General features: G+C 44.1%; 19 protein-coding genes. 15 read left to right on the top strand and 4 right to left on the bottom strand.

The window, feature by feature from the left end; genetic code table 11:
• Positions 1 to 4: 4 nt before the first annotated feature.
• Positions 5 to 871 (top strand): 3-deoxy-8-phosphooctulonate synthase, encoded by an 867-nt coding sequence (gene kdsA, locus OPS25_RS09980; RefSeq protein ID WP_265617556.1) that lies wholly within the window; start codon positions 5 to 7, stop codon positions 869 to 871.
• A 60-nt stretch (positions 872 to 931) separates the two neighbouring features.
• Here kdsA and OPS25_RS09975 read toward each other — a convergent pair whose 3' ends face one another.
• Positions 932 to 1,216 carry a hypothetical protein gene (locus OPS25_RS09975; RefSeq protein WP_265617555.1) on the bottom strand — a complete coding sequence of 95 codons (285 nt, stop codon included), beginning with the start codon at positions 1,214 to 1,216 and terminating at the stop codon, positions 932 to 934.
• Between the two features lie 216 nt (positions 1,217 to 1,432).
• On the opposite strand from OPS25_RS09975, the gene OPS25_RS09970 reads away from it, so the two are divergent.
• The 6 genes from OPS25_RS09970 (at position 1,433) to OPS25_RS09945 (ending at position 7,157) form a co-directional block, all read left to right on the top strand.
• Entirely contained in the window at positions 1,433 to 2,332 is a 900-nt protein-coding gene (locus OPS25_RS09970) for a transcriptional regulator GcvA (RefSeq protein ID WP_265617554.1), read from the top strand.
• Complete coding sequence (locus OPS25_RS09965; protein WP_265617553.1) at positions 2,322 to 2,963, top strand: alpha/beta family hydrolase; 642 nt, start codon at positions 2,322 to 2,324, stop codon at positions 2,961 to 2,963. The genes OPS25_RS09970 and OPS25_RS09965 overlap by 11 nt, the downstream gene beginning before the upstream one ends.
• Complete coding sequence (locus tag OPS25_RS09960) at positions 2,960 to 3,337, top strand: DUF423 domain-containing protein (protein ID WP_265617552.1); 378 nt, start codon at positions 2,960 to 2,962, stop codon at positions 3,335 to 3,337. Before OPS25_RS09965 ends, OPS25_RS09960 begins: the two co-directional genes overlap by 4 nt.
• Entirely contained in the window at positions 3,330 to 4,400 is a 1,071-nt protein-coding gene (gene rlmM / locus OPS25_RS09955) for a 23S rRNA (cytidine(2498)-2'-O)-methyltransferase RlmM (protein WP_265617551.1), read from the top strand. Before OPS25_RS09960 ends, rlmM begins: the two co-directional genes overlap by 8 nt.
• 185 nt (positions 4,401 to 4,585) lie before the next feature.
• Positions 4,586 to 6,670: an elongation factor G gene (gene fusA, locus OPS25_RS09950; protein ID WP_265617550.1), complete on the top strand. Its 2,085-nt coding sequence runs from the start codon at positions 4,586 to 4,588 to the stop codon at positions 6,668 to 6,670.
• A gap of 262 nt (positions 6,671 to 6,932) precedes the next feature.
• Complete coding sequence (locus OPS25_RS09945) at positions 6,933 to 7,157, top strand: hypothetical protein (RefSeq protein WP_265617549.1); 225 nt, start codon at positions 6,933 to 6,935, stop codon at positions 7,155 to 7,157.
• On the opposite strand, the gene OPS25_RS09940 is transcribed toward OPS25_RS09945, so the two are convergent.
• Genes OPS25_RS09940 through OPS25_RS09930 form a run of 3 tightly spaced genes read right to left on the bottom strand, consistent with a single transcriptional unit; the run spans position 7,144 to position 11,093 of the window.
• A complete protein-coding gene (locus tag OPS25_RS09940) occupies positions 7,144 to 9,192 on the bottom strand; it encodes a transglutaminase family protein (RefSeq protein WP_265617548.1) in 2,049 nt (682 codons plus the stop codon). The two genes, OPS25_RS09945 and OPS25_RS09940, sit on opposite strands and share 14 nt — an antisense overlap.
• Entirely contained in the window at positions 9,189 to 10,166 is a 978-nt protein-coding gene (locus OPS25_RS09935) for a DUF58 domain-containing protein (protein WP_265617547.1), read from the bottom strand. The genes OPS25_RS09940 and OPS25_RS09935 overlap by 4 nt, the downstream gene beginning before the upstream one ends.
• A gap of 9 nt (positions 10,167 to 10,175) precedes the next feature.
• Positions 10,176 to 11,093, bottom strand: a complete 918-nt coding sequence (locus tag OPS25_RS09930; RefSeq protein WP_265617546.1) for an AAA family ATPase — start codon at positions 11,091 to 11,093, stop codon at positions 10,176 to 10,178.
• Between the two features lie 337 nt (positions 11,094 to 11,430).
• On the opposite strand from OPS25_RS09930, the gene seqA reads away from it, so the two are divergent.
• The 8 genes from seqA to OPS25_RS09890 all read left to right on the top strand — a co-directional run bounded on the left by seqA (position 11,431) and on the right by OPS25_RS09890 (position 22,056).
• Positions 11,431 to 11,991 (top strand): replication initiation negative regulator SeqA, encoded by a 561-nt coding sequence (gene seqA / locus OPS25_RS09925; protein WP_265617545.1) that lies wholly within the window; start codon positions 11,431 to 11,433, stop codon positions 11,989 to 11,991.
• A 28-nt stretch (positions 11,992 to 12,019) separates the two neighbouring features.
• Positions 12,020 to 13,672, top strand: coding sequence for a phosphoglucomutase (alpha-D-glucose-1,6-bisphosphate-dependent) (pgm, locus tag OPS25_RS09920; protein WP_265617544.1), 1,653 nt, complete (start codon positions 12,020 to 12,022; stop codon positions 13,670 to 13,672).
• A 208-nt stretch (positions 13,673 to 13,880) separates the two neighbouring features.
• Positions 13,881 to 16,361, top strand: coding sequence for a glycogen/starch/alpha-glucan phosphorylase (locus tag OPS25_RS09915; RefSeq protein ID WP_265617543.1), 2,481 nt, complete (start codon positions 13,881 to 13,883; stop codon positions 16,359 to 16,361).
• 207 nt (positions 16,362 to 16,568) lie between these two features.
• Complete coding sequence (locus OPS25_RS09910) at positions 16,569 to 18,545, top strand: hypothetical protein (RefSeq protein ID WP_265617542.1); 1,977 nt, start codon at positions 16,569 to 16,571, stop codon at positions 18,543 to 18,545.
• A gap of 323 nt (positions 18,546 to 18,868) precedes the next feature.
• A complete protein-coding gene (locus OPS25_RS09905) occupies positions 18,869 to 20,179 on the top strand; it encodes a putative bifunctional diguanylate cyclase/phosphodiesterase (protein WP_265617541.1) in 1,311 nt (436 codons plus the stop codon).
• A gap of 102 nt (positions 20,180 to 20,281) precedes the next feature.
• Positions 20,282 to 21,322: a succinylglutamate desuccinylase gene (gene astE / locus OPS25_RS09900; protein WP_265617540.1), complete on the top strand. Its 1,041-nt coding sequence runs from the start codon at positions 20,282 to 20,284 to the stop codon at positions 21,320 to 21,322.
• Positions 21,315 to 21,725 carry an HIT domain-containing protein gene (locus OPS25_RS09895; RefSeq protein ID WP_265617539.1) on the top strand — a complete coding sequence of 137 codons (411 nt, stop codon included), beginning with the start codon at positions 21,315 to 21,317 and terminating at the stop codon, positions 21,723 to 21,725. Before astE ends, OPS25_RS09895 begins: the two co-directional genes overlap by 8 nt.
• A gap of 4 nt (positions 21,726 to 21,729) precedes the next feature.
• Positions 21,730 to 22,056, top strand: coding sequence for a heavy metal-binding domain-containing protein (locus OPS25_RS09890; protein ID WP_265617538.1), 327 nt, complete (start codon positions 21,730 to 21,732; stop codon positions 22,054 to 22,056).
• Positions 22,057 to 22,063: the final 7 nt, after the last annotated feature.

Raw genomic sequence — 22,063 nt, 5'->3', positions numbered from 1 at the left:
GCTTATGAATGAATCCAAATCTGTGGTTTCAATCAATAATATACAGGTGGCTAACTCATCACCGTTTGTGCTTTTTGGCGGCATGAACGTATTGGAGTCACGGGATCTAGCCATGCGCATCGCCGAGCACTATGTCAGGGTGACGGAAAAGTTAGGTATTCCTTATGTTTTTAAGGCGTCATTCGATAAAGCAAACCGATCTTCTGTGCATTCTTTTCGGGGGCCGGGCATGGAAGAAGGGCTTAAGATTTTTGAAGAAATTAAAAATACCTTCTCTGTACCATTAATTACGGATGTACACGAGCCCCATCAAGCGGCACCGGTAGCTGAAATAGTTGATGTCATCCAATTACCGGCTTTCCTGGCACGACAAACGGATCTGGTGGTTGCCATGGCAAAAACCAATGCGGTAATCAATGTAAAGAAACCGCAATTTTTAGCACCGCATGAAATGAAGCATATTATCAACAAGTTTGCTGAAGCGGGGAATGATAAAATTATTCTGTGTGAGCGAGGAAGTTGTTTCGGTTATAACAACCTTGTAGTGGACATGTTAGGCATGGACGCGATGAAAGAGTATGCGCCTGTAATCTTTGATGCGACGCATGCGTTGCAAAAACCGGGCGGCCGAGAAAGTTCTGCTGATGGCCGGCGAGCACAAGCGGCTCAGTTAGCTCGTAGCGGTATGGCTTTAGGGTTGGCAGGGCTGTTTATTGAAGCTCATCCTGATCCGGAGCAAGCAAAGTGTGATGGGCCCTGTGCATTGCCATTAGATAAGTTGCAAGCGTATCTGGAACAGATGAAAGCACTTGATGATTTGGTAAAAGGATTTGCCGAATTAGATACAAGCGAAAGTAAATCGCATCAATAGGATGAGTAAGCATCACTGGCGGCATATACCGCCAGCTGCTTATCAGGTGTGTATAGGGTATTACTCGCTACGTATTCTCGTAATTTTGCGCATTTTGCGTGAGGCATTTTTCACTAGCAAAGCGTCTTTATTTACAGGACTCATTTCAGCGGCAAAGGCCTTGTCCACCTGAACTTGAATTGTTTCTGTCAATTCAATGACTGGCTTAATTGAACCTAAATCAATGGCTTGGTAAGCCATAGTATTTAAGTTTTGATAATGGATGTCAGGATGTTTTTCAGTCGCATTGACGGCTGCTGACGCAAAGGCGACAACAGAAATAGAAGCTAAAAGTAATTTTTTCATACCACACCTAATATAAGTAATTTAATCTTGGTTGCTGAAATGTTAAATTTTTAACAAGTCGTTACAGTCTTACTCCATGAAATAAAAAGAGTATTTTTTACTGCGAGGAAATAATAAACAACTTTTCGTAAACTTGAAAACGAGTTAAAGTATGGTATGTGCATTAAAAAAACTAATGCTAATGTAGCCCTTATTTCACTATGTTGAATTAACCAGATGTATCGAAGATTACCTCCTCTAAACGCACTCAAGGCCTTTGAAGCTGCGGCGCGCCACTTAAGTTTTACCCGTGCTGCTGACGAGCTGTTTGTGACGCAGGCTGCAGTGAGTCATCAAATCAAGGCGCTTGAAGATTACTTATCCATGAAACTTTTTCTTCGCCGTAATCGGACATTATTACTTACTGAAGAAGGGCAGGCTTACTTTCTTGAACTGAAGGACATCTTTAAAAATCTTCAGGAAGCCACCGAAAAATTACTCGCTAAGGGCTCCAAAGGCGCCGTTACCGTGGCAATGCCACCCAGTTTTGCCAGTCAATGGCTGGTGCCACGAATCAGCAAGTTTAGTCAGGCCCATCCTGATATAGATGTCAGAATCAAAGCAGTCGATTTTGATGAAGGTTTTTTGGATGATGACGTTGATGTCGCTATTTACTACGGTAAAGGGCGCTGGAGTGGCGTGAATGCCGATAAATTACATACAGAGTTCCTTACACCTTTGTGTTCTCCAATGTTGTTTAACGGGCCTAAACCACTGAATAATCTATCAGATTTAAAGCACCATGTTCTTTTACATGATTCGAGCCGGGCTGCTTGGAAGGACTGGCTAAAAAACGTGGGGGTTCAGGGGGTGAATGTCAATCAGGGACCTGTGTTCAGCCATTCAATGCTGGTGCTACAGGCCGCTGCGTTGGGGCAGGGGATCGCATTGGGAAATACCGTGCTTGCACGGCCTGAGCTTGATGCTGGTCGGTTGGTGATACCTTTTGAAGAAAAAGTAGAGAGTCGGGATGCGTTTTATTTAGTGTGTGACGAAACTCAGGCAGAGTTAGGTAAAATCGCCGCTTTTCGCAGCTGGGTGTTAACTCAGGTAGAGGAAGAACAAGATGTCCTTTAGTATTGAGATGAAAAAGGCGCGTAGTTCCCCTATCGCCAGAATAATTCTTGCTCATGGGGCTGGTGCAGGGAAATCATCAGACTTTATGCAGACAATAGCAAATGAAATAGCGCAGCGGGATGTAGAGGTTTTGCTTTTTGATTTTCCCTATATGCAACGTATTCAGCAGACTGGTACACGACGTCCTCCAGACAAGATGCCCCTGTTAGAAACGCATTTTCATGAGATCATCACGCAAAGTATGCAAAACCAAAACTCCATGCCAACTTTCATAGGTGGAAAATCCATGGGAGGAAGGGTGGCGACGTTAATCGCCGATAAGTGCAGGATAAAAGGAGGAGTGGTGTTTGGTTATCCGTTTCATCCTCCTGGAAAGCCAGAAAAAACACGAACTTCTCATTTAGCTGACTTACAAACTCCCTTTCTGATTTTGCAGGGTGAGCGAGACCCTTTTGGTACAGCCGATGAGATAAAACAATATTCCCTAAGTCAGAGTATTCAAACATCAATCGTTGGGGATGGTGACCATAGTTTCAAGCCACGAAAAGCGAGTGGCTTGTCTCTAGAGGACAACCTCCAGACCGCAATTGAAAAGACCATCCATTTTATAAAAGAACGGTGTATTGCATGAGATTATTTTTTGTCGCGGGCGCGTTAAGTGCATTTTTAGCAGTGGTTTTAGGTGCATTTGCGGCCCACGAATTAAAGGATTCGTTAAGTGCAGACGCGTTGAAGGTGTTTGAAACGGGGGTGCGTTATCAAATGTATCATGCACTGGCAATGCTGTTATTGCCCGCCTTATCAGCATTTGGTCATCATCGCTGGCTCAAACGGGCGGGCTGGGCTTTCCTCATTGGGAGTTTGTTATTTAGTGGTAGCTTGTACCTGTTGGCGACCACGGGGCAGCCTGTTTTCGGCCCTATTACACCTGTCGGTGGAGTGGCTTTCATAATTGGCTGGTTGTGCCTGTTTGCAGCAAGTTTACGGGGATTCAATAATGACTAGTTTGATAGCATACTGCCGCAGCGGGTACGAATCTGATACAGCTAAAGAGCTCGCAGAACGAACCGCCCAGCAGAATATTTACGGATATCCAATTTTTCGACCTAATCAGGGGTTTGTAGAATTCCCGTTTTATGAACCCCCGTCAGAAACGTTTATTTCCAATGAATTCGATGTGAAAAATACGATTTTTCCCCGTCAACTGATTTGGGTTATAGCTGTGTTATCGGATCTGGAACCTTCAGACCGAATTTCTCCCATTCTAAATGAAGTGACGAAACACGCGGACAAGTTTGGAGCAGTGTGGGTGGAATATCCTGATACCGACGAAGGTAAAGGCCTGGCCAAATTTTGCCGAAAATTCGCCGTGCCGTTGCGACAGGCACTCCGCAAGGAGAATTACCTAACCAAGCAGGAGAAATTACTGTATCCTGTGTTGCATGTGTTTTTCACTGACTTTAATACTTGTAAACTAGCGATCAGTTACCCCCATACACGCAGCCCATTTGAACTGGGGGTCTGCCGATTAAAGTTTCCTTCATCAGCGCCGAGTCGGTCTACGTTGAAACTGGAAGAGGCCATTTTGACTATGTTGAATGACAGTGAGCGCAGATTAGTATTCAGAGCTGGGGCGCGAGCAGTTGATTTGGGCGCCTGTCCCGGTGGTTGGACATACCAGCTGGTCACTCGGGAGATGTATGTTGAAGCGGTAGATAATGGTTTAATTGATGAAAAATTGATGGCAACGGGACAGGTAGCCCATTTTGCTGCAGATGGCTTCACCTATAGACCACAACATCATAAAGTAGATTTGCTGGTGTGTGATATGATTGAACAGCCTGATCGGGTTGCAAAATTAATGGGTGACTGGTTAGTGACGGGCCGCTCTCTACACGCTATATTTAATTTGAAACTTCCAATGAAGCAGCGTTACGAAACAGTTTCACAGGCGTTGTTGTCCCTAAAATCACGATTAGTAAAATTAGATGATCAATTTAGCGTGAAGGCTAGACACCTTTATCATGACCGGGATGAAGTTACAGTAACAGTCGTTCGGCAAAGCTAAATTTTTATAAAATCAGTAAATTTTATTTATTTCGATTAACGTGTTGATATATATAGATTAATTCCAATGTTGCGGCGGTTTTTGCGAGCAGAAATTAACCTTTCTGCTGAAAAAGGTATAAATGTGGTAGCAAGATCCTTTATAATCCCGCCGTTTTTTTACACTGAACCAACGAAAGTGAACCAATGGCAGACTTATCTCATTACAGAAACATAGGTATTTTCGCCCACGTAGACGCGGGTAAAACTACCACTACAGAACGTATTTTGAAACTTACCGGTAAAATCCATAAAACTGGTGAAGTACACGACGGTGAGTCAACAACTGACTTCATGGAGCAGGAAGCTGAACGTGGTATTACCATTCAGTCAGCTGCGGTTAGTTGCTTCTGGAAGGATCACCGTTTAAACGTAATTGACACTCCCGGACACGTTGACTTTACCGTAGAAGTATATCGCTCTTTGAAAGTACTTGATGGCGGGATCGGCGTTTTCTGTGGTTCTGGTGGTGTTGAACCACAATCAGAAACCAACTGGCGCTATGCGAACGAATCAGAAGTTTCGCGCATTATTTTCGTCAACAAACTTGACCGTATGGGCGCTGATTTTTATCGTGTAGTTGGCCAAGTGAAGAAAGTACTTGGTGCAACGCCACTTGTAATGACACTACCTATCGGCATTGAAGATGATTTCATCGGTGTCGTAGATGTGCTTACGAAAAAAGCGTACGTTTGGGACGACACTGGTCTTCCTGAGAACTACTCGATTCAAGATGTGCCTGCAGACATGGTTGATAAAGTCAATGAATACCATGAAGCGCTCATCGAAACTGCGGTAGAGCAGGATGACGAGCTGATGATGGCTTATATGGATGGCGAAGAGCCTTCGATTGAAGACATTAAGCGTTGTATCCGTAAAGGTACGCGCGATCTTGCTTTCTTCCCAACATTCTGTGGCTCGGCATTTAAAAATAAAGGTATGCAGCTAGTATTGGATGCCGTTGTTGATTATTTACCGTCTCCGACAGAAGTTGAACCACAGCCTCTTACCGATGAAGAGGGTAACGAGACTGGCGAAGTGGCTACCGTATCTGTTGACGAGCCATTAAAAGCATTAGCGTTTAAAATTATGGATGACCGTTTCGGTGCGCTTACGTTTGTGCGTATTTATTCGGGTAAAATCAACAAAGGTGACACCATTTTAAATTCGGCGACAGGTAAAACTGAACGTGTTGGCCGAATGGTAGAAATGCAGGCTGATGAGCGTAATGAACTGACTTCCGCACACGCTGGCGACATCATTGCAATTGTTGGTATGAAGAATGTTCAAACCGGTCACACACTATGTGACGTGAAGCATCCTTGTACGCTTGAAGCAATGGTCTTCCCTGAGCCTGTAATCTCAATTGCAGTTGCACCAAAAGATAAAGGTGGCTCTGAGAAAATGGGTATCGCAATCGGTAAAATGGTTGCAGAAGATCCGTCTTTCCGCGTAGAAACTGATGAAGATTCTGGTGAGACGATTCTTAAAGGTATGGGTGAACTTCACTTAGATATTAAAGTGGACATTCTAAAGCGTACCTATGGAGTAGAACTGATTGTAGGTCAACCTCAGGTTGCATACCGTGAAACGATCACGCAGCAAGTTGAAGACAGCTACACGCATAAGAAGCAATCTGGTGGTTCTGGTCAGTTCGGTAAAATTGATTACCGTATCCGCCCAGGTGAACAGAATTCTGGCTTTACGTTCAAGTCAACGGTAGTTGGCGGAAACGTACCGAAGGAATTCTTCCCGGCCATCGAAAAAGGCTTCAAGAGCATGATGGAAATTGGTCCTGTTGCGGGTTATCCGGTTCTTGACGTTGAAGTTGAACTGTATGACGGTGCTTTCCACGCTGTTGACTCATCAGCTATCGCGTTTGAAATCGCTGCGAAAGGCGCATTCCGTCAGTCAATGCCTAAAGCTGGTCCTCAATTACTTGAGCCGATCATGAAAGTTGACGTGTTTACTCCGGAAGATCACGTAGGTGATGTTATCGGCGACCTTAACCGTCGTCGCGGCATGATCAAAGATCAGGAAGCAGGTGTAACAGGTGTGCGTATTAAAGCAGACGTTCCGCTTTCAGAAATGTTCGGTTATATCGGACACCTACGTACAATGACATCGGGTCGTGGTCAATTCTCTATGGAATTCAGCCACTACAGTGCATGTCCACAAAACGTAGCTGACAAAGTTATTGAAGAAGCTAAAGCTCGTCGAGAGAAAAAGTAATATCTTCAAGTCTTTTGAAAAAGCCCGCTAAATGTTAGCGGGCTTTTTTTTACCTGATCGAAAGCTGGTCTTGGCATATTGACAAGGGTGTATGAAAATCGATTGCACTTATTGATTATAGTCTTACAGTGCGAGTACACCCTTGCCCATCAGTTTCCAAATTCTAATAGAAACAGTGTTATTTTGTGTCAGTGGATACTGTTGGTGGCGGTGTAGTCTGTTCCATACCTTACTTGCAGGTCAAAAAGGTGCAAAACACAAGGTGGTCATTATACGTCCGTTAAATGTCGTTACGCCTGGTGAATTCAGAGCCATAGCCATTTCCGTTAGCATGGTGACAACTATTGTGTGTCAACCTCAGGCAGTAAGCTTTAAATCTGGCCCCTTTAATATTATTACGCTTATTGTGCCCTCGCGGTGGGTACGCCGATTGGCCATAAAGGCAAAAAAACGCTTTCCTATGGCGCAGATCGTTAATCGCGATTAGTACCCGGTACCTTCACCACCTTTTTCTGTAACGCTTTGAGGTCTTTACGCATTTTCGATAATGCAGCGTTAAACGCTTTGTCATCAAGGGGAGGATATTGGTAGTGATAAGCAACAAAGGTATGAGTAATCTCATAAAAATGACTTTTCGCTTCGTCGGGGAGCAGGTTTGCAGCCTCTTGTAAAAATGTCAGAGGTGGTTGATTATGACGCGCAATCCCATATGCGGAGCTAATAATTTGAACTGCGCGAAGATAAAGCTGGGTAACTGGATCAATCGATTTACGCTTCCATCGTGGCAAGAAATATAAAGCGAGAAAGCCACTAATCGCCAACATACATCCCAGCATCAGAAAGGTAATTTTAAGCGGGGTAAGCTGTCCGAATAATAAGGTAAATAGATTGACCTGCTGGTGGTGGTCGAACCCCAATACCCATCTGCCCCAGAAATAATTTAAGTGGGCAACGATTAACCTGATTTCCTTTACTACACCAGCCTGTCCGATACCTGAAAAAAAGTTGTGCTGCTGTAACTCTCCGGAGGTCTCTAATACTTCTCTTAATCCTGCATTTAAGCGGGATGGAGCAACAACGGCCGTAGGATCGTAGCGCGTCCATCCTGCGTCACTAACGATAGCTTCCACCCAGGCATGGGCATCATATTGATAAACGCTAATCACCTGATCTTTAAACCGTTCCCCTCCCTGATAGCCAGTAACCATGCGTGCGGGAATACCGGCAAGTCGCAGTACGTATGCCATAGCACTGGCGTAATGTGAACAAAAGCCCGCTCTTTTATCAAACAGAAACGTATCAGCAAAGTTCTGCCGCATGGGGGGCGGCGAAAGTGTGTAGACAAACGGATGTTGTGCAAAGTAGTGCATTACTGCTGCAACGAATTGGTGATTGTCTGGGTGCGTTTGTCGTAGCTGTGTCACCCATTTTCTGGTTTTCTCATTACCCTGGCTGGGAACCATCAAATTAAGTTGGCTTTCCAGCGCCAGGTCGGGAGAGGGAAGAAGAGCTGCCGGATAAGATTTAACATTATATGCACGTTTGCTCATCAATGGTTGGTTGGCGATTAGTTGATAATCCCTTGAAACCCATATCTGCTCGTTATCTGCACGGGTTGCGGGAACCGCAATGTCGATAGCATATAACCATGAACGCCCACTTGCCTCTGCGATAACTTGATAATCATAAGATGGCGTAGATGTGAGTGGTGAAAATACATTATTAAATCGCTGATTTCGTTGCCGAAACCGTTCCCGGTGAGGGCTGATTTCCCATGTTCTACCATCGAAAGCTTCCAAGGTAAGCGCACGCCAATATCTGTCCTGGCGAGGAGGAACCTTACCGTCGAAGGTTGCGTGAAAAACCAGTTCATCTGATTGAGTTAAATTAGCAATGTCTCCTGGCGTGACTTTTTCAGCCAGGCCAGTCTTGGATGTCTGACTGGTAGGCATCTTCCATAGTGGACTTAAATGAGGCATGACCAAAAATAAAATTATCGCGATAGGCAATGCTTGCAGAAGTTGGAAGCTAATTATCTTAATTCTTTTCTGCCACGCCAACTGAGGAGTAAAGAAGCTGAGCAAAGCGAATAATAAAAATAATAACGTCGCAAAATAGAAAAGCGCACTTAGAATGCTTTGCTGGTAAATAAATCCACACCCAATTAAAAATAGTCCGCAAGCAAATAGTTGCAAAAAATCTTTTCGTTTACTGAGTGTTATTAGCTTTAATGAACACGCAGCTACCAAAAGATTGATCATCGAGAGTAACAGGCCCAAATCAAAACTAAACCATGTTAATGCCAGAGAAGTTAAAATGGCTAGCAGATTTATCGTTCGTTGGCTGGGAGCGTGTTGATACCACCCCAGGTAGAGTGAAATCCGCACAAAAAGAGTGCAAAGAGACAGCATGATTACCCATATCATGAGGGGATCAAACAGACTTAGTGACAGCACACAGATAAAAACGGCGATGCTCATACTCGCCGTGTGACCCTCGATGGGTAGGCGACCGGCAGTCACACTATTTCGCCTGTCGTGGGGTAGTGTGCTAAGGCAGCTAGACAACGGTGCTTATGTTGCTCTCCTTGAGACGGTTCGATTGTCGCATTACCCAGTTTCAAACCGAACAATATGTTATTCTCAGAAAGCGTTAATATTTGGTAACACAGGCGGCTTAACTCAAGCTCTGTATCGGAACATGGTGTGATGAGCTCGAGATAACCCGCCTGCGACTGTACATGACTAAATGATTTACTTACCCATTCACCGCCTTTCGCCACGTTTTTCCAAGCTACTCGATGAAGCGGTTCACCTTGCTGGTAGGGACGTAAGGCGTAAAAGTCGTCATGTCCTTCTTGTTGCGTGGAATATTGTTCACCATTTCCAGGTTTAAACTGTAATTGAACTTTAGATGCATGCGGGGCTGGATATACCATTACATGTTGATCCAGGTTAAGGTGGGTCCAACAGCGGTAAAGGCCAAAGGGGTACTCACTGAAAAGTGTCACCCTGGGTAATGAGTAGATGCCCCGCTTGGGCGTAAAGTAGGGCAAGCTTATCCGCGTGTACCCTGAGTCCAAATCTACACATTGTACGGTGTTATCGTTCCACCAACAGGCATTTACCATGCCGTGCGCAAGTGCATCCTCATCGGTGGGCTGCAGGTGAATAGCTAATGAAGCGTGACCCCCAGCAAACACAGGTTGAATGGGAAGGGCATGAATTTGCAGGCGTGAAAAGTTCATATAACTGGCGAACAGATTAAGTAAAAATAAGCCAAGGAGCAAATCGAAAAGCAATAGCATTAAGTTATTCTGGTAATTGGTTCCTAAAATGAATAACCCTGCACAGGTAACGAGGTAACCTAATCCGAACCAGGTAGGGAAAATAAATATCGAACGTAAATTCAGGCGCTGTTTTGAGGCCGCTGGGATCCGTTTATTCAGCCATTGATTTACCCGACCTTGCCAACTTTGTTTGACATAATTGAGCATTCTTATGCCTCACGCTGCAATGGGATCAACACTTTCTAACAGGCGTTCACTAAGGACTTTTTGTTCGCGAGGGTCATCACGTTCTGAGCGCAATCTATGTTCGGCAACTGCCACAAATACAGCCTGAATATCTTCCGGCACGACAAACTCGCGCGCATGCAGATAAGCCCAAGCCTTGGCCGCTTGAAGTAACGCTTTACTCGCTCTTGGTGATAAGGCGTTTGGGTAGACACCTTCTTCTCTGCTTTGCGTAACTAAGCGCAAAATATAACTGATCACATTATCGCTACAGTGAATTTGATTGACTTCCTGCTGATAGACAAGCAAGTCTGCGGTGGAAATAACTTCCGGCATTGTGAACTGCTGCCTGTTGCCTCCCCCTTGCAACATGGCTGTTTCTGCTTCCCAGCTCGGGTAACCCAGAGAAATGCGCATTAGAAATCGGTCAAGCTGTGATTCAGGCAGAGGGTATGTACCCGATTGGTAACTTGGATTTTGCGTGCCAATAACAAAAAAGGGGCGGGGAAGCGCGTAAGTTGTTCCATCTACACTTACCTGATGTTCTTCCATAGCCTCTAACAACGCACTCTGTGTTTTTGGACTGGCGCGATTAATTTCATCTGCTAACACCAATTGGTTAAACAGTGGCCCAGGTTTAAACGTAAATTCGTGTTGTTGACTGTCAAAAATATTGACTCCCAGCATATCTGCGGGTAACAAATCTGAGGTGAACTGTATGCGCGAGAAATTTAAGCCAAAGGCACTAGCTAACCCATGTGAAAGTGTGGTTTTACCCATCCCAGGCAAATCTTCGATAAGTAAATGGCCATTCGCTATCAGACACGTAATGGCGAGTTTAATTTGTTCCTGCTTACCAATAATATGCTGGCCCAAAGCTTTTACCACAGCGTGAAATCGTGCATTCATGTTCATATCCTGACATCAACTCCCATGTGCCACATCCTAGCAAGTTGTTTGCAAGAATAGGTGAGTGCTCTGATACTTAAGTATAGGGTACGTGTACTAAAAGTGATGAAGATTCCTTTTAATGCATAAAATCAGAAGTTCAGTGGCTACGCTTAAAGATCTCTGTTTAAAAATATATCTCCTCCATGTCAATGTACGAGATACATTTTCGACCAATGCTTGCACAAAGAAGCTACTTTGGTCGCTAAATTGGTAAACAGGGTGATTTTGACGGTTTTAACTACTGCAGCATCGAGTCAGGTTGTCTATAATGAGTCGTTCTCAATAGGAAGTAATTATGAAAACAATTGATATTGATGAAGATTTATACGCATTTATTGCTGGGCAGACAAAGCACATTGGGGAAAGCGCCTCTGACATTTTGCGGCGCTTACTCATGCCTGAAACCCCGGCCCCGGCTGGCAAACAAGCACCGAACGACACGATTGAAAAAGTTAAACCCCCAATGCAAACTACGCGAACTGATTGTTCAGCTGAAAGCCATGACATCTTAGAAAGGGTTTCTGAAGCGGAACTGGCAAGGTTTAGCAAACGCGTGGATCAGTTCCTTTTCGTGTTAGCGCAACTGTTTCAACTACATGGTAATGACTTTGGTAAAGTTGAGCAGATTCGAGGAAAGAACCGAATCTATTTCGCGCAAAGCAAAGAAGCATTACTTGAAAACGGTTCTAGTACCAATCCCAAATCTATTCCGGATAGTCCATTTTGGGTGGTCACCAACAACAATTCTGCGAAGAAAGTAGCCATGTTAAAGGAAGTGTTGGAAACGCTTGGCTACAGTTCGGAAATTATTGATGAGATTACTGGTCGCTTCGCACCAGAGACCGTAGAAAAATAGATTTTAGTAATTGAATTAAGGACCTTCAATGGCACTACACGAACAAGCGGGCCAGCCAGCCGCTTCTGATCAACTGATAAATGTTGCTGAATTAGTTAGTCAGTATTATACATTGACGCCAGACCCCTCCGATCCCGCCCAGGCAGTGAGCTTTGGCACATCAGGTCACCGTGGTAGTGCTGCGAAGCGTACTTTCAATGAAATGCATATCGCCGCAATCTGTCAAGCCTTGGCAGAATATCGCAAAGCAAACACTATAACCGGTCCCTTATTTATTGGTAAAGATACCCATGCGTTATCCGAACCGGCAATGCTTACCGCTATTCAGGTACTAGCCGCCAATAAGGTGAATGTGGTAATACAGTTAAAGGACAATGCGAGCCAAGGCTTCACGCCTACACCCGTAATTTCGCGTACCATTATTCGCCATAACCTTGCTAATGAGCTTGTTAGCGCTGATGGTGTGGTAATTACGCCTTCCCATAATCCACCAGAAGATGGCGGTTTTAAATACAATCCCCCTCATGGCGGACCCGCTGATAGTGATGTCACCAAGGCCATCGAGGTTCGGGCTAATGCTTTAATTGCTGAACAGAATCGAAATGTGAAAATGTTATCTTTGGAACAAGCCTGGCTATCAGGATTTGTCAAAGAAGAAGATTTTATGGAACCTTACATCGATGATCTGTACCAGGTCATTGATATGGAAGCCATTGCAAAAGCAAATTTAAAGCTTGGCACCGATCCCCTTGGCGGAGCCGGAATCGGTTACTGGGAGCGTATCGCAGAAAAATATGGTCTTAATATCACAGTGGTTAACAAAAACGTTGACCAGCGTTTCGCCTTTATGCGCCGTGATAAAGATGGCAAGTTACGCATGGATTGCTCATCTGCATGTGCTATGGCCGGCTTAATTGAGCTTAAAGACAAGTTTGACCTCGCGTGGGGAAATGATCCTGATTTTGATCGCCACGGAATTGTGTGCAAAAGCGTTGGGCTGATGAATCCCAATCATTACTTGGCGGTGGCTATTGATTATTTATACCGCCATCGTAAACAGTGGCCTGCGACTTTGAAAGTAGGAAAGACGTTAGTTTCCAGTAGTATGGTTAACCGTGTGGTGGGACGGTTGGATAAGCAACTGGCTGAAATGCCAGTGGGTTTTAAATGGTTTGTACAGGGGCTGGCTAATAAAGAAATTGGCTTTGCAGGTGAAGAAAGTGCGGGTGGCATTTTCTTACAGCGCGATGGAGAAACATGGGCAACAGATAAAGACGGATTTATTATGTGCTTGCTGGCTGCTGAAATCCTGGCGGTGACAGGCAGTGATCCTGGTCTACATTACCAAGCACTCACCGCACATTTTGGAGAGCCGGTTTATATCAGGAAGGACGTAGCTGCTACGTTAGTGCAAAAGAAAAAGCTTTTACAGATGGATGCCAGTGTGATCAAAGATGACTCTTTAGCAGGTGAACCGATTGTTGCCGTACAAACTCATGCGCCTGGGAATGGTGCAGCGATAGGTGGGGTTAAAGTAGTTACTGAAAATGGATGGTTCGCCGCTCGCCCTTCCGGGACCGAGCAAATTTATAAGATCTATGCTGAAAGCTTCAAAGGTCAATCTCACTTACAACTATTGCTGGACGAAGCGCAAAAATTAGTCAATAGCATCATCCACTAATGAAAATGTAATAAACTTTCAATCTTATTGTTAACAAAGCGTTAAGATTTGTTGGCTTGCATACGTTTTCATGAAAAATAATGCATAATTTAACACTTTGTTAACACATTGCTGCTTAAAACGCTGCTATATTGGTTTTCATTCAACAGTTTTCGTAACTTAATTACCACCTTATGCCTGTGGTAACTAACACGGTGAGAATCATCCCATGAGTCGCAAAGCAAAAGCTCCGTCTACAACGGCCTCTGAGGCCATCAATAAAATCGATTTCAAAGAGGCAGTAATACGTCACCTTCACTGCACCTTGGGTACTGATGAAAATAAAGCAAATAATCATGCATGGTGGAAAGCCACCTGCGCCGCCATCCAGGAGAATGTATTAGAAGGGTTACGTAAAACGCAGAAAACGCATTATCTGAATGATACTCGAGCCGTGCACTATTTTTCCGCTGAATTTCTGATGGGTCGATTACTTTCAAATAATATGCATAACCTGGGTCTGTTTGATACGGCGCAAGAAGCGTTAAAGGAGCTTGGAGTTGAGCTGACAGATATCATGGAAGAAGAGCCTGATATGGCATTGGGGAACGGTGGGTTAGGGCGTCTTGCCGCCTGTTTTATTGATTCACTGGCTACCATGGAACTGCCTGCTATTGGTTATGGTATTCACTATGAACATGGCCTTTTTAGGCAGGAAATTAAAAGCGGTGCCCAGATTGAGCGGCCTGATAGCTGGCGTGACTACGGTAATCCATGGGAGATTTGTCGTCCTGAATCTATTCAGGAGGTCTCGCTGTATGGATATGTAGAAACAAAGTATGGGGAAAATGGGCGCATTCAAAAAGAATGGCACCCGGGGGTGACGGTGAAAGGTGTGCCGTGGGACATTCCTGTCGTGGGCTATGAAGGTAAAACCGTCAACGTGTTACGCTTGTGGCAGAGCGAAGCGTCGGATTATTTTAACTGGGACGTGTTTAACGCTGGTGGGTATGTGGATGCGCAACGGGAAAACGTACACGCAGAAACTATATCCAAAGTTCTTTACCCTAATGACGAAACGGAAGCGGGTAAAGAGTTGCGTCTCGTCCAACAATACTTTTTCTGTTCATGTTCGTTAAAAGATATTATTCGTCGCTATAAGCGTGCCCATGGCGATGATTGGAGCCGCTTTGTCGAACAGGTCGTGATACAACTGAATGACACGCATCCTGCCATCGCGATCCCGGAACTAATGCGTATCCTGGTTGATCGCGCTGAGCTTGATTGGGATAAAGCCTGGAACATCTGTACACAGGTATTCGCTTATACAAACCATACCTTGTTACCTGAAGCGCTTGAAAAATGGCCTGCGCGAATGATTGAGAAGATCCTACCGCGGCACTTAGAGATCATTTACGAAATAAACCATCGTTTCATGGCATTAGTTGATAAAAAATGGCCAGGAGACAATGAGAAAAAAGCCAAACTTTCTATCATCGAAGAAGGCAACGAGAAAATGGTCCGCATGGGCAATTTGTCTGTAATTGGGTCGTTCGCCGTAAATGGGGTGGCGGAAATTCATTCACACTTAGTTAAACAGAATTTGTTCCCAGAGTTCGAAGCGTTATGGCCTGGTAAAATTACCAATGTGACAAATGGCATCACCCCGCGACGGTGGTTAAAAGCCTGTAACCCAGCATTATCAGCGTTAATCGACAAGAAAATTGGTAACGACTGGCCGCTAGACCTGAACAAGCTGGAAGGTTTGTCAAAACACGCTGAAAATAAAACTTTCCAAAAACAGTTTATGCAGGTTAAACACGCTAATAAACAACGTCTGGCAAAAGAGATAAAACACTCTTTAGATATTGATGTTGACGTTAATGCAATTTTTGACGTGCAAATAAAACGTTTACATGAATACAAGCGTCAACATTTAAATCTACTGCATATAATGGCGTTATATCGCCGTATTTTAGAAAACCCCGATTACGATATGCACCCTCGAGTTTTTATCTTTGGCGCGAAAGCCGCACCAGGCTATCGTCTTGCAAAAGACATTATTTACGCCATTAATATGGTGGGTAATAAAATCAATAACGACCCGCGGGTGAAGAATAAAATTAAAGTGGTGTTTATGCCCAATTATCGGGTTTCGTTGGCCGAAAAAATGATCCCCGCTTCAGATGTATCTGAACAAATCAGTACCGCAGGAAAAGAAGCGTCCGGAACAGGAAATATGAAGTTGGCGCTTAACGGTGCATTGACAATCGGAACACTGGACGGGGCCAATATTGAAATCGCAGAGGAAGTAGGTGATGACAATATTTTTATTTTTGGACTGACGGTAGACGAAGTTGATGCGCTTAAAAACGACGGGTATAACCCCCTTGATTACTATTACCGAGACGCAGAAATCAAGGCAATACTTGACTGGCTTGAAACCGATTATTTTACCCCGGGTCAACCAGGCGCATTGGTATCAATCAAACAAAGTTTGCTAGATGAAGGTGATGCTTACATGGTGTTAGCGGATTTTCGCGCTTACTCTGACGCCCAAATCAAGGTTGATGAGGCGTATCGCGATAAAACGCGTTGGGCCAAAATGGCCATTATTAACACCGCTAAGATGGGTAAGTTTACTTCAGACCGTTCTATTCAGGATTATGTGGATAAAATTTGGAAGCTTCGTGCCTGCGAAGTGAAATAAACTTAAGCAGTTGGGAGTTATATCTCCCAACTGCACCCTCGTCATAATCTATATTTACTTTCGTTTAAAAAATTCCCTTTACCCACCCCCTCAATCCTTCTAGAATCCCTTCGCCGACTGTGTAGTCATTATTTATAAACGTTAGTCGATGCGTCTGGCTGTTCATTGAGTGGGTTGGTCTGGACAAGTAGTACCTAAGGATAAAATATGAAACGATTTACTGTTGTGCTCTGCGCACTATCCCTCTCGCTGTTGGGATGTGGTGGCGGGGGTTCTTCCTCTCAAACTGTTACTCAATCTCCTCCCGTAGAAGAAAAAATCAGATTAACGATTAATGGCATAGCTACTGATGCGCCGCTCGCTGGTGCCGATGTCACATTAATGTTGGATGGTGTAGAGACCGATCATACCACCACCACCGATAACGATGGCCACTATTCCTTTCAACTTGAATTCGTAGACAGCGACTTAGATAAATTTGTCACCATAAAAGCAATGGGAACAGGAAGTCAGATCACGGCCGGTTTAATCTCCCTGGTGGGCGAATTAAATGAACTGGTTGAAGACGCTGGCGACGACAAGGTTTTAGTGGCAAGTGAAAATTTTGGTGTGATTGTCAGCCATCTCACTACTGCGAAATATGGCTTACTGATTGAAGCCAATGAAAGTGAAGAAGTTCATTCCCAAGCGGTGGTAGAAAGACTTTCTGAAAATATATCTCAGCAAGATATTCTTACCCTGGCTACCGCGATAAAAGTGGCGATTGATAAAGCTGTAGATAATGCAGAACTCGCTCTGCCGCCTGGCTTCGACGATACACTCGAGCTTATGCGATATAGCGAAGTCATGCACGAATATGTCAATTCGGTTCTCCTTACCGAAGAGTTTACCGCTGCGCAAAAAGAAACCCTGGATGATCCCACTATCTATGACAGTGCTTTGACGTTTCCCACATCTTTTGAATTGTATTTTCTCGATTTCGCCGGAACCGAGATGGCAAATCACGCGTTTAAATTTAACGCCGACAATACTGGGAAATATCAAAATGTAGATTTTTCTTGGAAACATTCAGGTAGCAGCCTGGACATTCAGTTTGCCAAAGAAAGCTACACTGAGAGCTTTTCATTTGAAGGTGAGCCTCAACAAAGTGTGCGCCGTTTACACGGCTTGCAGAAAGTTAACCTGAGGATGGTGAGTGAATCCGATGACACCCTTGGCTTAGCAGTTCGCTATACGCACGAAACTTTATTCCCTGATGATCCAGAACGCGAAAATGAGGTCGTCGAAACGTCTGAGTTAGTTACCGCCACGATGGATACATACCTCATTTCGTTTGCTACACCTACAACGCTGCACATTCCCCTGGCGGACCAGGGCAACCGTAAAGGGTTGACTCTCAACAGTGATGCGGTCGACTTTAATGTAAGAGCTGATAAGTTTACCTTCAATGCGGATGGGACGGCGGTTGGCGAAATCACCGGTATTACTGCGAATTGGCTGTTTGAAAACGATGCACTGATATTAGAGTATGTAAGCAGCACGCAATCCTGGCTCAGTGATTACGTTTTCCCGTTTACCTCTATGGCAATGCGTAAAGTTTCAAGCGATAATTTTGTCGACAAAGTACAGGTGAATTTGAGTGATGCGAATGGTGTTGAAACATTTGCAAACGTGTATCAAGCCAATTTAAGTGAAAAGTCTAAAACCTGGGACAAGGAAGAAATACCAGGCATTTATGCCTTTGAGTTTGACCTTGATGGGTCTGCGTTGAATCAGTTCTACTTTATTTTGCATGAAAATGGGGATGCCGACACTATCTCCACGGATGATGAAAACGGCGATGGAGAACTCACGCTAGATGAAGTCACCCGGTTTTATGGTACTTGGACGGTTGAAGAAAATTCGCTTCAAATTTCGCGAACCATGTTACGAAATGGGGCCAGCAATTCAGAGTGTCGCACCCCAGGTGTGCTTTCCACCCAGGAAGAGTGCTTACTTTTTCATGAACGTTCAATGGAACTAATTAATCGCCAGGATGACGAGTTCTATCTTTTTCATAATGGGCATTTTTATTTTCAGAATGTATATGGTGAGTTTGGCGAAAACGTACCCGATTACATCCTATGGGACTTAAGGCGTTTGTATAAGACCTCAGGAGTGCCTGTCGATCTATCTCATCTTTAACATTAGGTCATCTCTCTCGCGCTGTAAGTTCGGGGGCGAAATGGCTGAAATACGAAAGAAGAGAACTGCTTTCATGAAAAAAGCTTTTCTCTTTTTTTTCTTACTCACACCTGAAGATTGTTTAGTTAAGTGGGAAAGGGTAAAATTCATCCAGTTTTTAAACTGGGCAGCGAATTTAAAAGTCATTGCGCTGATGTAGAAATTATATACCTGCGTATGCAGCATTATACTTTCATTAAGTTGCTCTATTCCATATCCCCGTGTTTTGATAAGCTATAGCTAATATTAGAAGTGCAATTTGTTGCGCAGGAAGTTTTCGGTCAATGAGTAGTTTGCATACATCGCTCGCCACCATTCCTAATCGATACGCGTTTATCGATACGGTTGACCGCTGCGCTTCTGTCGGTTCGCATATTTCATTAATGCTCATAGATATTGTGCGTTTCTCTGATGTTACAACCAGTTTAGGTATGAAAGTTGGCGATCGTTTCTTGCTCGAAATTGCCAATCGTATACGCTTTTTGTTTGGTAATGACGTGGAGATAGGACGTATTAGTGGGGATGTTTTTGGCGTGGTTTTTTCTGGCGAAAAAAGTCACAAGCAATTACGAGCAAAATTTGAGCATTTGGTAGAGCATTTTAAAACGCCAATGCACTATGATAACCACGCATTTATCGCCGACTTTAACGTTGGTGTGACAAGCGCCTCCACACAAGGCTTTAATTTAACGGCTTTTGTGTCTCGCGCGGAAGCGGCTTTAAAACAAGCTAAAGAAAATAAGTACGAAAATTATTTTTTTATTAACGGCCATGAAAAACCCGCCACTGGCAGGAGCCTAGCGCTAAAAGCCGATCTGAAACGTGCCTTGCAAAATAACGAACTAGAACTGTATTTCCAGCCGCAGGTGGATTTAAATACGCTAAAGATAATCGGTGCGGAATGTTTGTTACGCTGGAATCATCCCTTAGACGGAGTGCTTTTTCCTGGTCCGCTGATCGAAGCTGCTGAATCTTACAATATGATGCAAGAGCTGGCTTACTGGACATTTGACAGAGCCTTTTACAGTGTCGCTGAGCTGAATTCCAGAGGCATTGATATCATGATGTCAGTCAATATTTCCCCTACGCAGCTATATGACAGCAAACTTATTAGTCATCTGAAATATTTAAGTCATTGCTATGCAGTTGATTTAAAAAGGATCGAGCTTGAATTAACTGAAGATATCGCGCTGACTAATTCACTCATGGTCAAGAAACAACTCTCGCAAATTCGAGAGTTAGGAATAGGGATATCGGTTGACGATTTTGGTAAGGGCTATTCAAATTTAGCTTATATACGCGATCTGGATATCAACGCCTTAAAAATCGATAAAAGCTTCGTGCTTGAACTGAGCGATAATCCAATCAATAAAGCCATTATCGAGGCGGCACGGGTAATAGGGAAAGCGAAGCAGTGTGATGTCATTGCCGAAGGTATCGAAACCCTCGAGCAGTTGCACATTCTTCGTGAAGTGGGATTGACGATGGGGCAGGGCTATTTGTTCTCGAAAGCCATTCCATTGAACGAATTTGTCAGTTTAACGAATCAGGAAATTATTGTTGGTGACTCGCCCTTAAGAAAACGACTGATGTAACGAATAATTCTTAACCTCTTATCCTTTTCTTTTTCTTTCGTTTTGGAAATTCTTTCTGCTTACCGTTAAACTATCGGCATTAACGTTTTAGATGGATTAACGATGCAACGTTTGATTGAAACAGGAGATTTTCTTGAAATCTCCCGCCGCGAACCTCAACTTCTCAATAATATTCCTCCTTTTACACTCGACAATGAAACCACTGTGCAGGTTGTTGCACCTGGAATTATCCAATTTGCGCCGCCTCAGAATGAGAGCGTTACTTTAAAACATATTGTATTGTCATGTGGTGTCCATGGTAACGAGACTGCACCCATTGAGATATGCGACGAACTGGTTCAGCGCATTCTTACTGGGCAGTTAGTGCTCAAGCATCGTGTCTTGTTTCTGTTTGGTAATCTAGCAGCAATGGATATTGCCGAACGGTTCGTTGAAGAGAATATGAATCGTCTATTTAGCGGTGCCCATTCACAAGGGCCCGGACTGATAAACGCTGAACGCAGGCGAGCTAAATTGCTAGAAGACTCCATCACGGCGTTTTTCGCCAGCGCAGAAAAGGGAGCAACACGGATTCACTATGATTTACATACAGCCATACGCGACTCGAAAAATGAAAAGTTTGCGGTATATCCCTACTTGCACGAGCGCATCCATAGCAAATCACAACTCGCCTTTCTGGCAGCGTGCGGAGTAAAAACAATTTTGCTGTCTGAAAGTCCTACTACTACTTTCAGTTATTATTCCTCTCATACCCACCATGCACATGCATTTACGGTGGAGTTAGGTAAAGTCAGGCCGTTTGGTGAAAACGATATGAGTCGTTTTGAACAAGCAAAAACTGCACTGACAAAGCTTATTTCAGACGCTGATTTTTCACCTGAGTATCAAGAAAATGACATGTTGATCTATCGGGTGAATCAGGTCATCAACCGCGAGCATGAAAATTTTCAGTTACATTTTGACGATGACACGCCTAACTTTACGGATTACGCTAAAGGAACGGTGCTGGCTTCAGATCCCGATCACACCTATGTAGCCGAGATGGACGGAGAAGCCATAGTGTTTCCTAATGCAAACGTTGCGCTAGGGCAACGAGCTTTGTTAACGGTGGTACCCACTAAGCTGGATATACTGGATGTTTAAATTAGATCCGCGGCTGGAACGAGACACCTATGTAGTCGGGGAGCTCCCACTTTGTTGTGTATTGTTAATGAATGATAGTCAGTTCCCCTGGCTGATTCTTGTGCCTAGGATAGAAAACGCAGTTGAGATCTGTCAGCTTAACGCTAAGGACAGATTACAGTTTTGGCAAGAGTCTCATCAGGTGAGTGAAGCGATGATGGCACTATTTGCGCCAGATAAGTTAAATATCGCTGCGCTTGGTAATATGGTTAAACAGTTACATTTACACCATGTCGCTCGCTATACAAATGACGTGGCATGGCCTCAGCCCGTATGGGGTAAGCAGCCTGCCATGAATTATTCAGCTGAACAAGCATCTGTACAATTAAAACGGTTGCGTAACAAACTTAACATGGAGAAGTAAGCGCATGATCATTACTACAACCCCAAGCCTGGATGGTAAAAAAATCGAGCACTACTACGGTATCGTGGTTGGTGAAGCAGTGATGGGAGCCAATATCGTTAAAGATATTTTTGCTTCTATTCGGGATATTGTGGGGGGGCGTTCTGGTTCGTATGAAGACGAATTGACCAAAGCGCGCCAGATTGCCTTTACCGAACTGTCCAACGAAGCGCGTGCAATGGGGGCAAACGCCGTGGTGGGCGTTGATATTGATTACGAGGTCTTAGGCGATAAGGGCAGTATGCTGATGGTGAGTATTAGCGGTACAGCGGTTAAAGTGGTAGATGCTTAAATTGGTG

The organism is Alteromonas aquimaris, assembly GCF_026183695.1.
Taxonomy (GTDB): Bacteria; Pseudomonadota; Gammaproteobacteria; order Enterobacterales; family Alteromonadaceae; genus Alteromonas; species Alteromonas aquimaris.
This window is presented reverse-complemented; position numbering and strand designations above follow the sequence as displayed.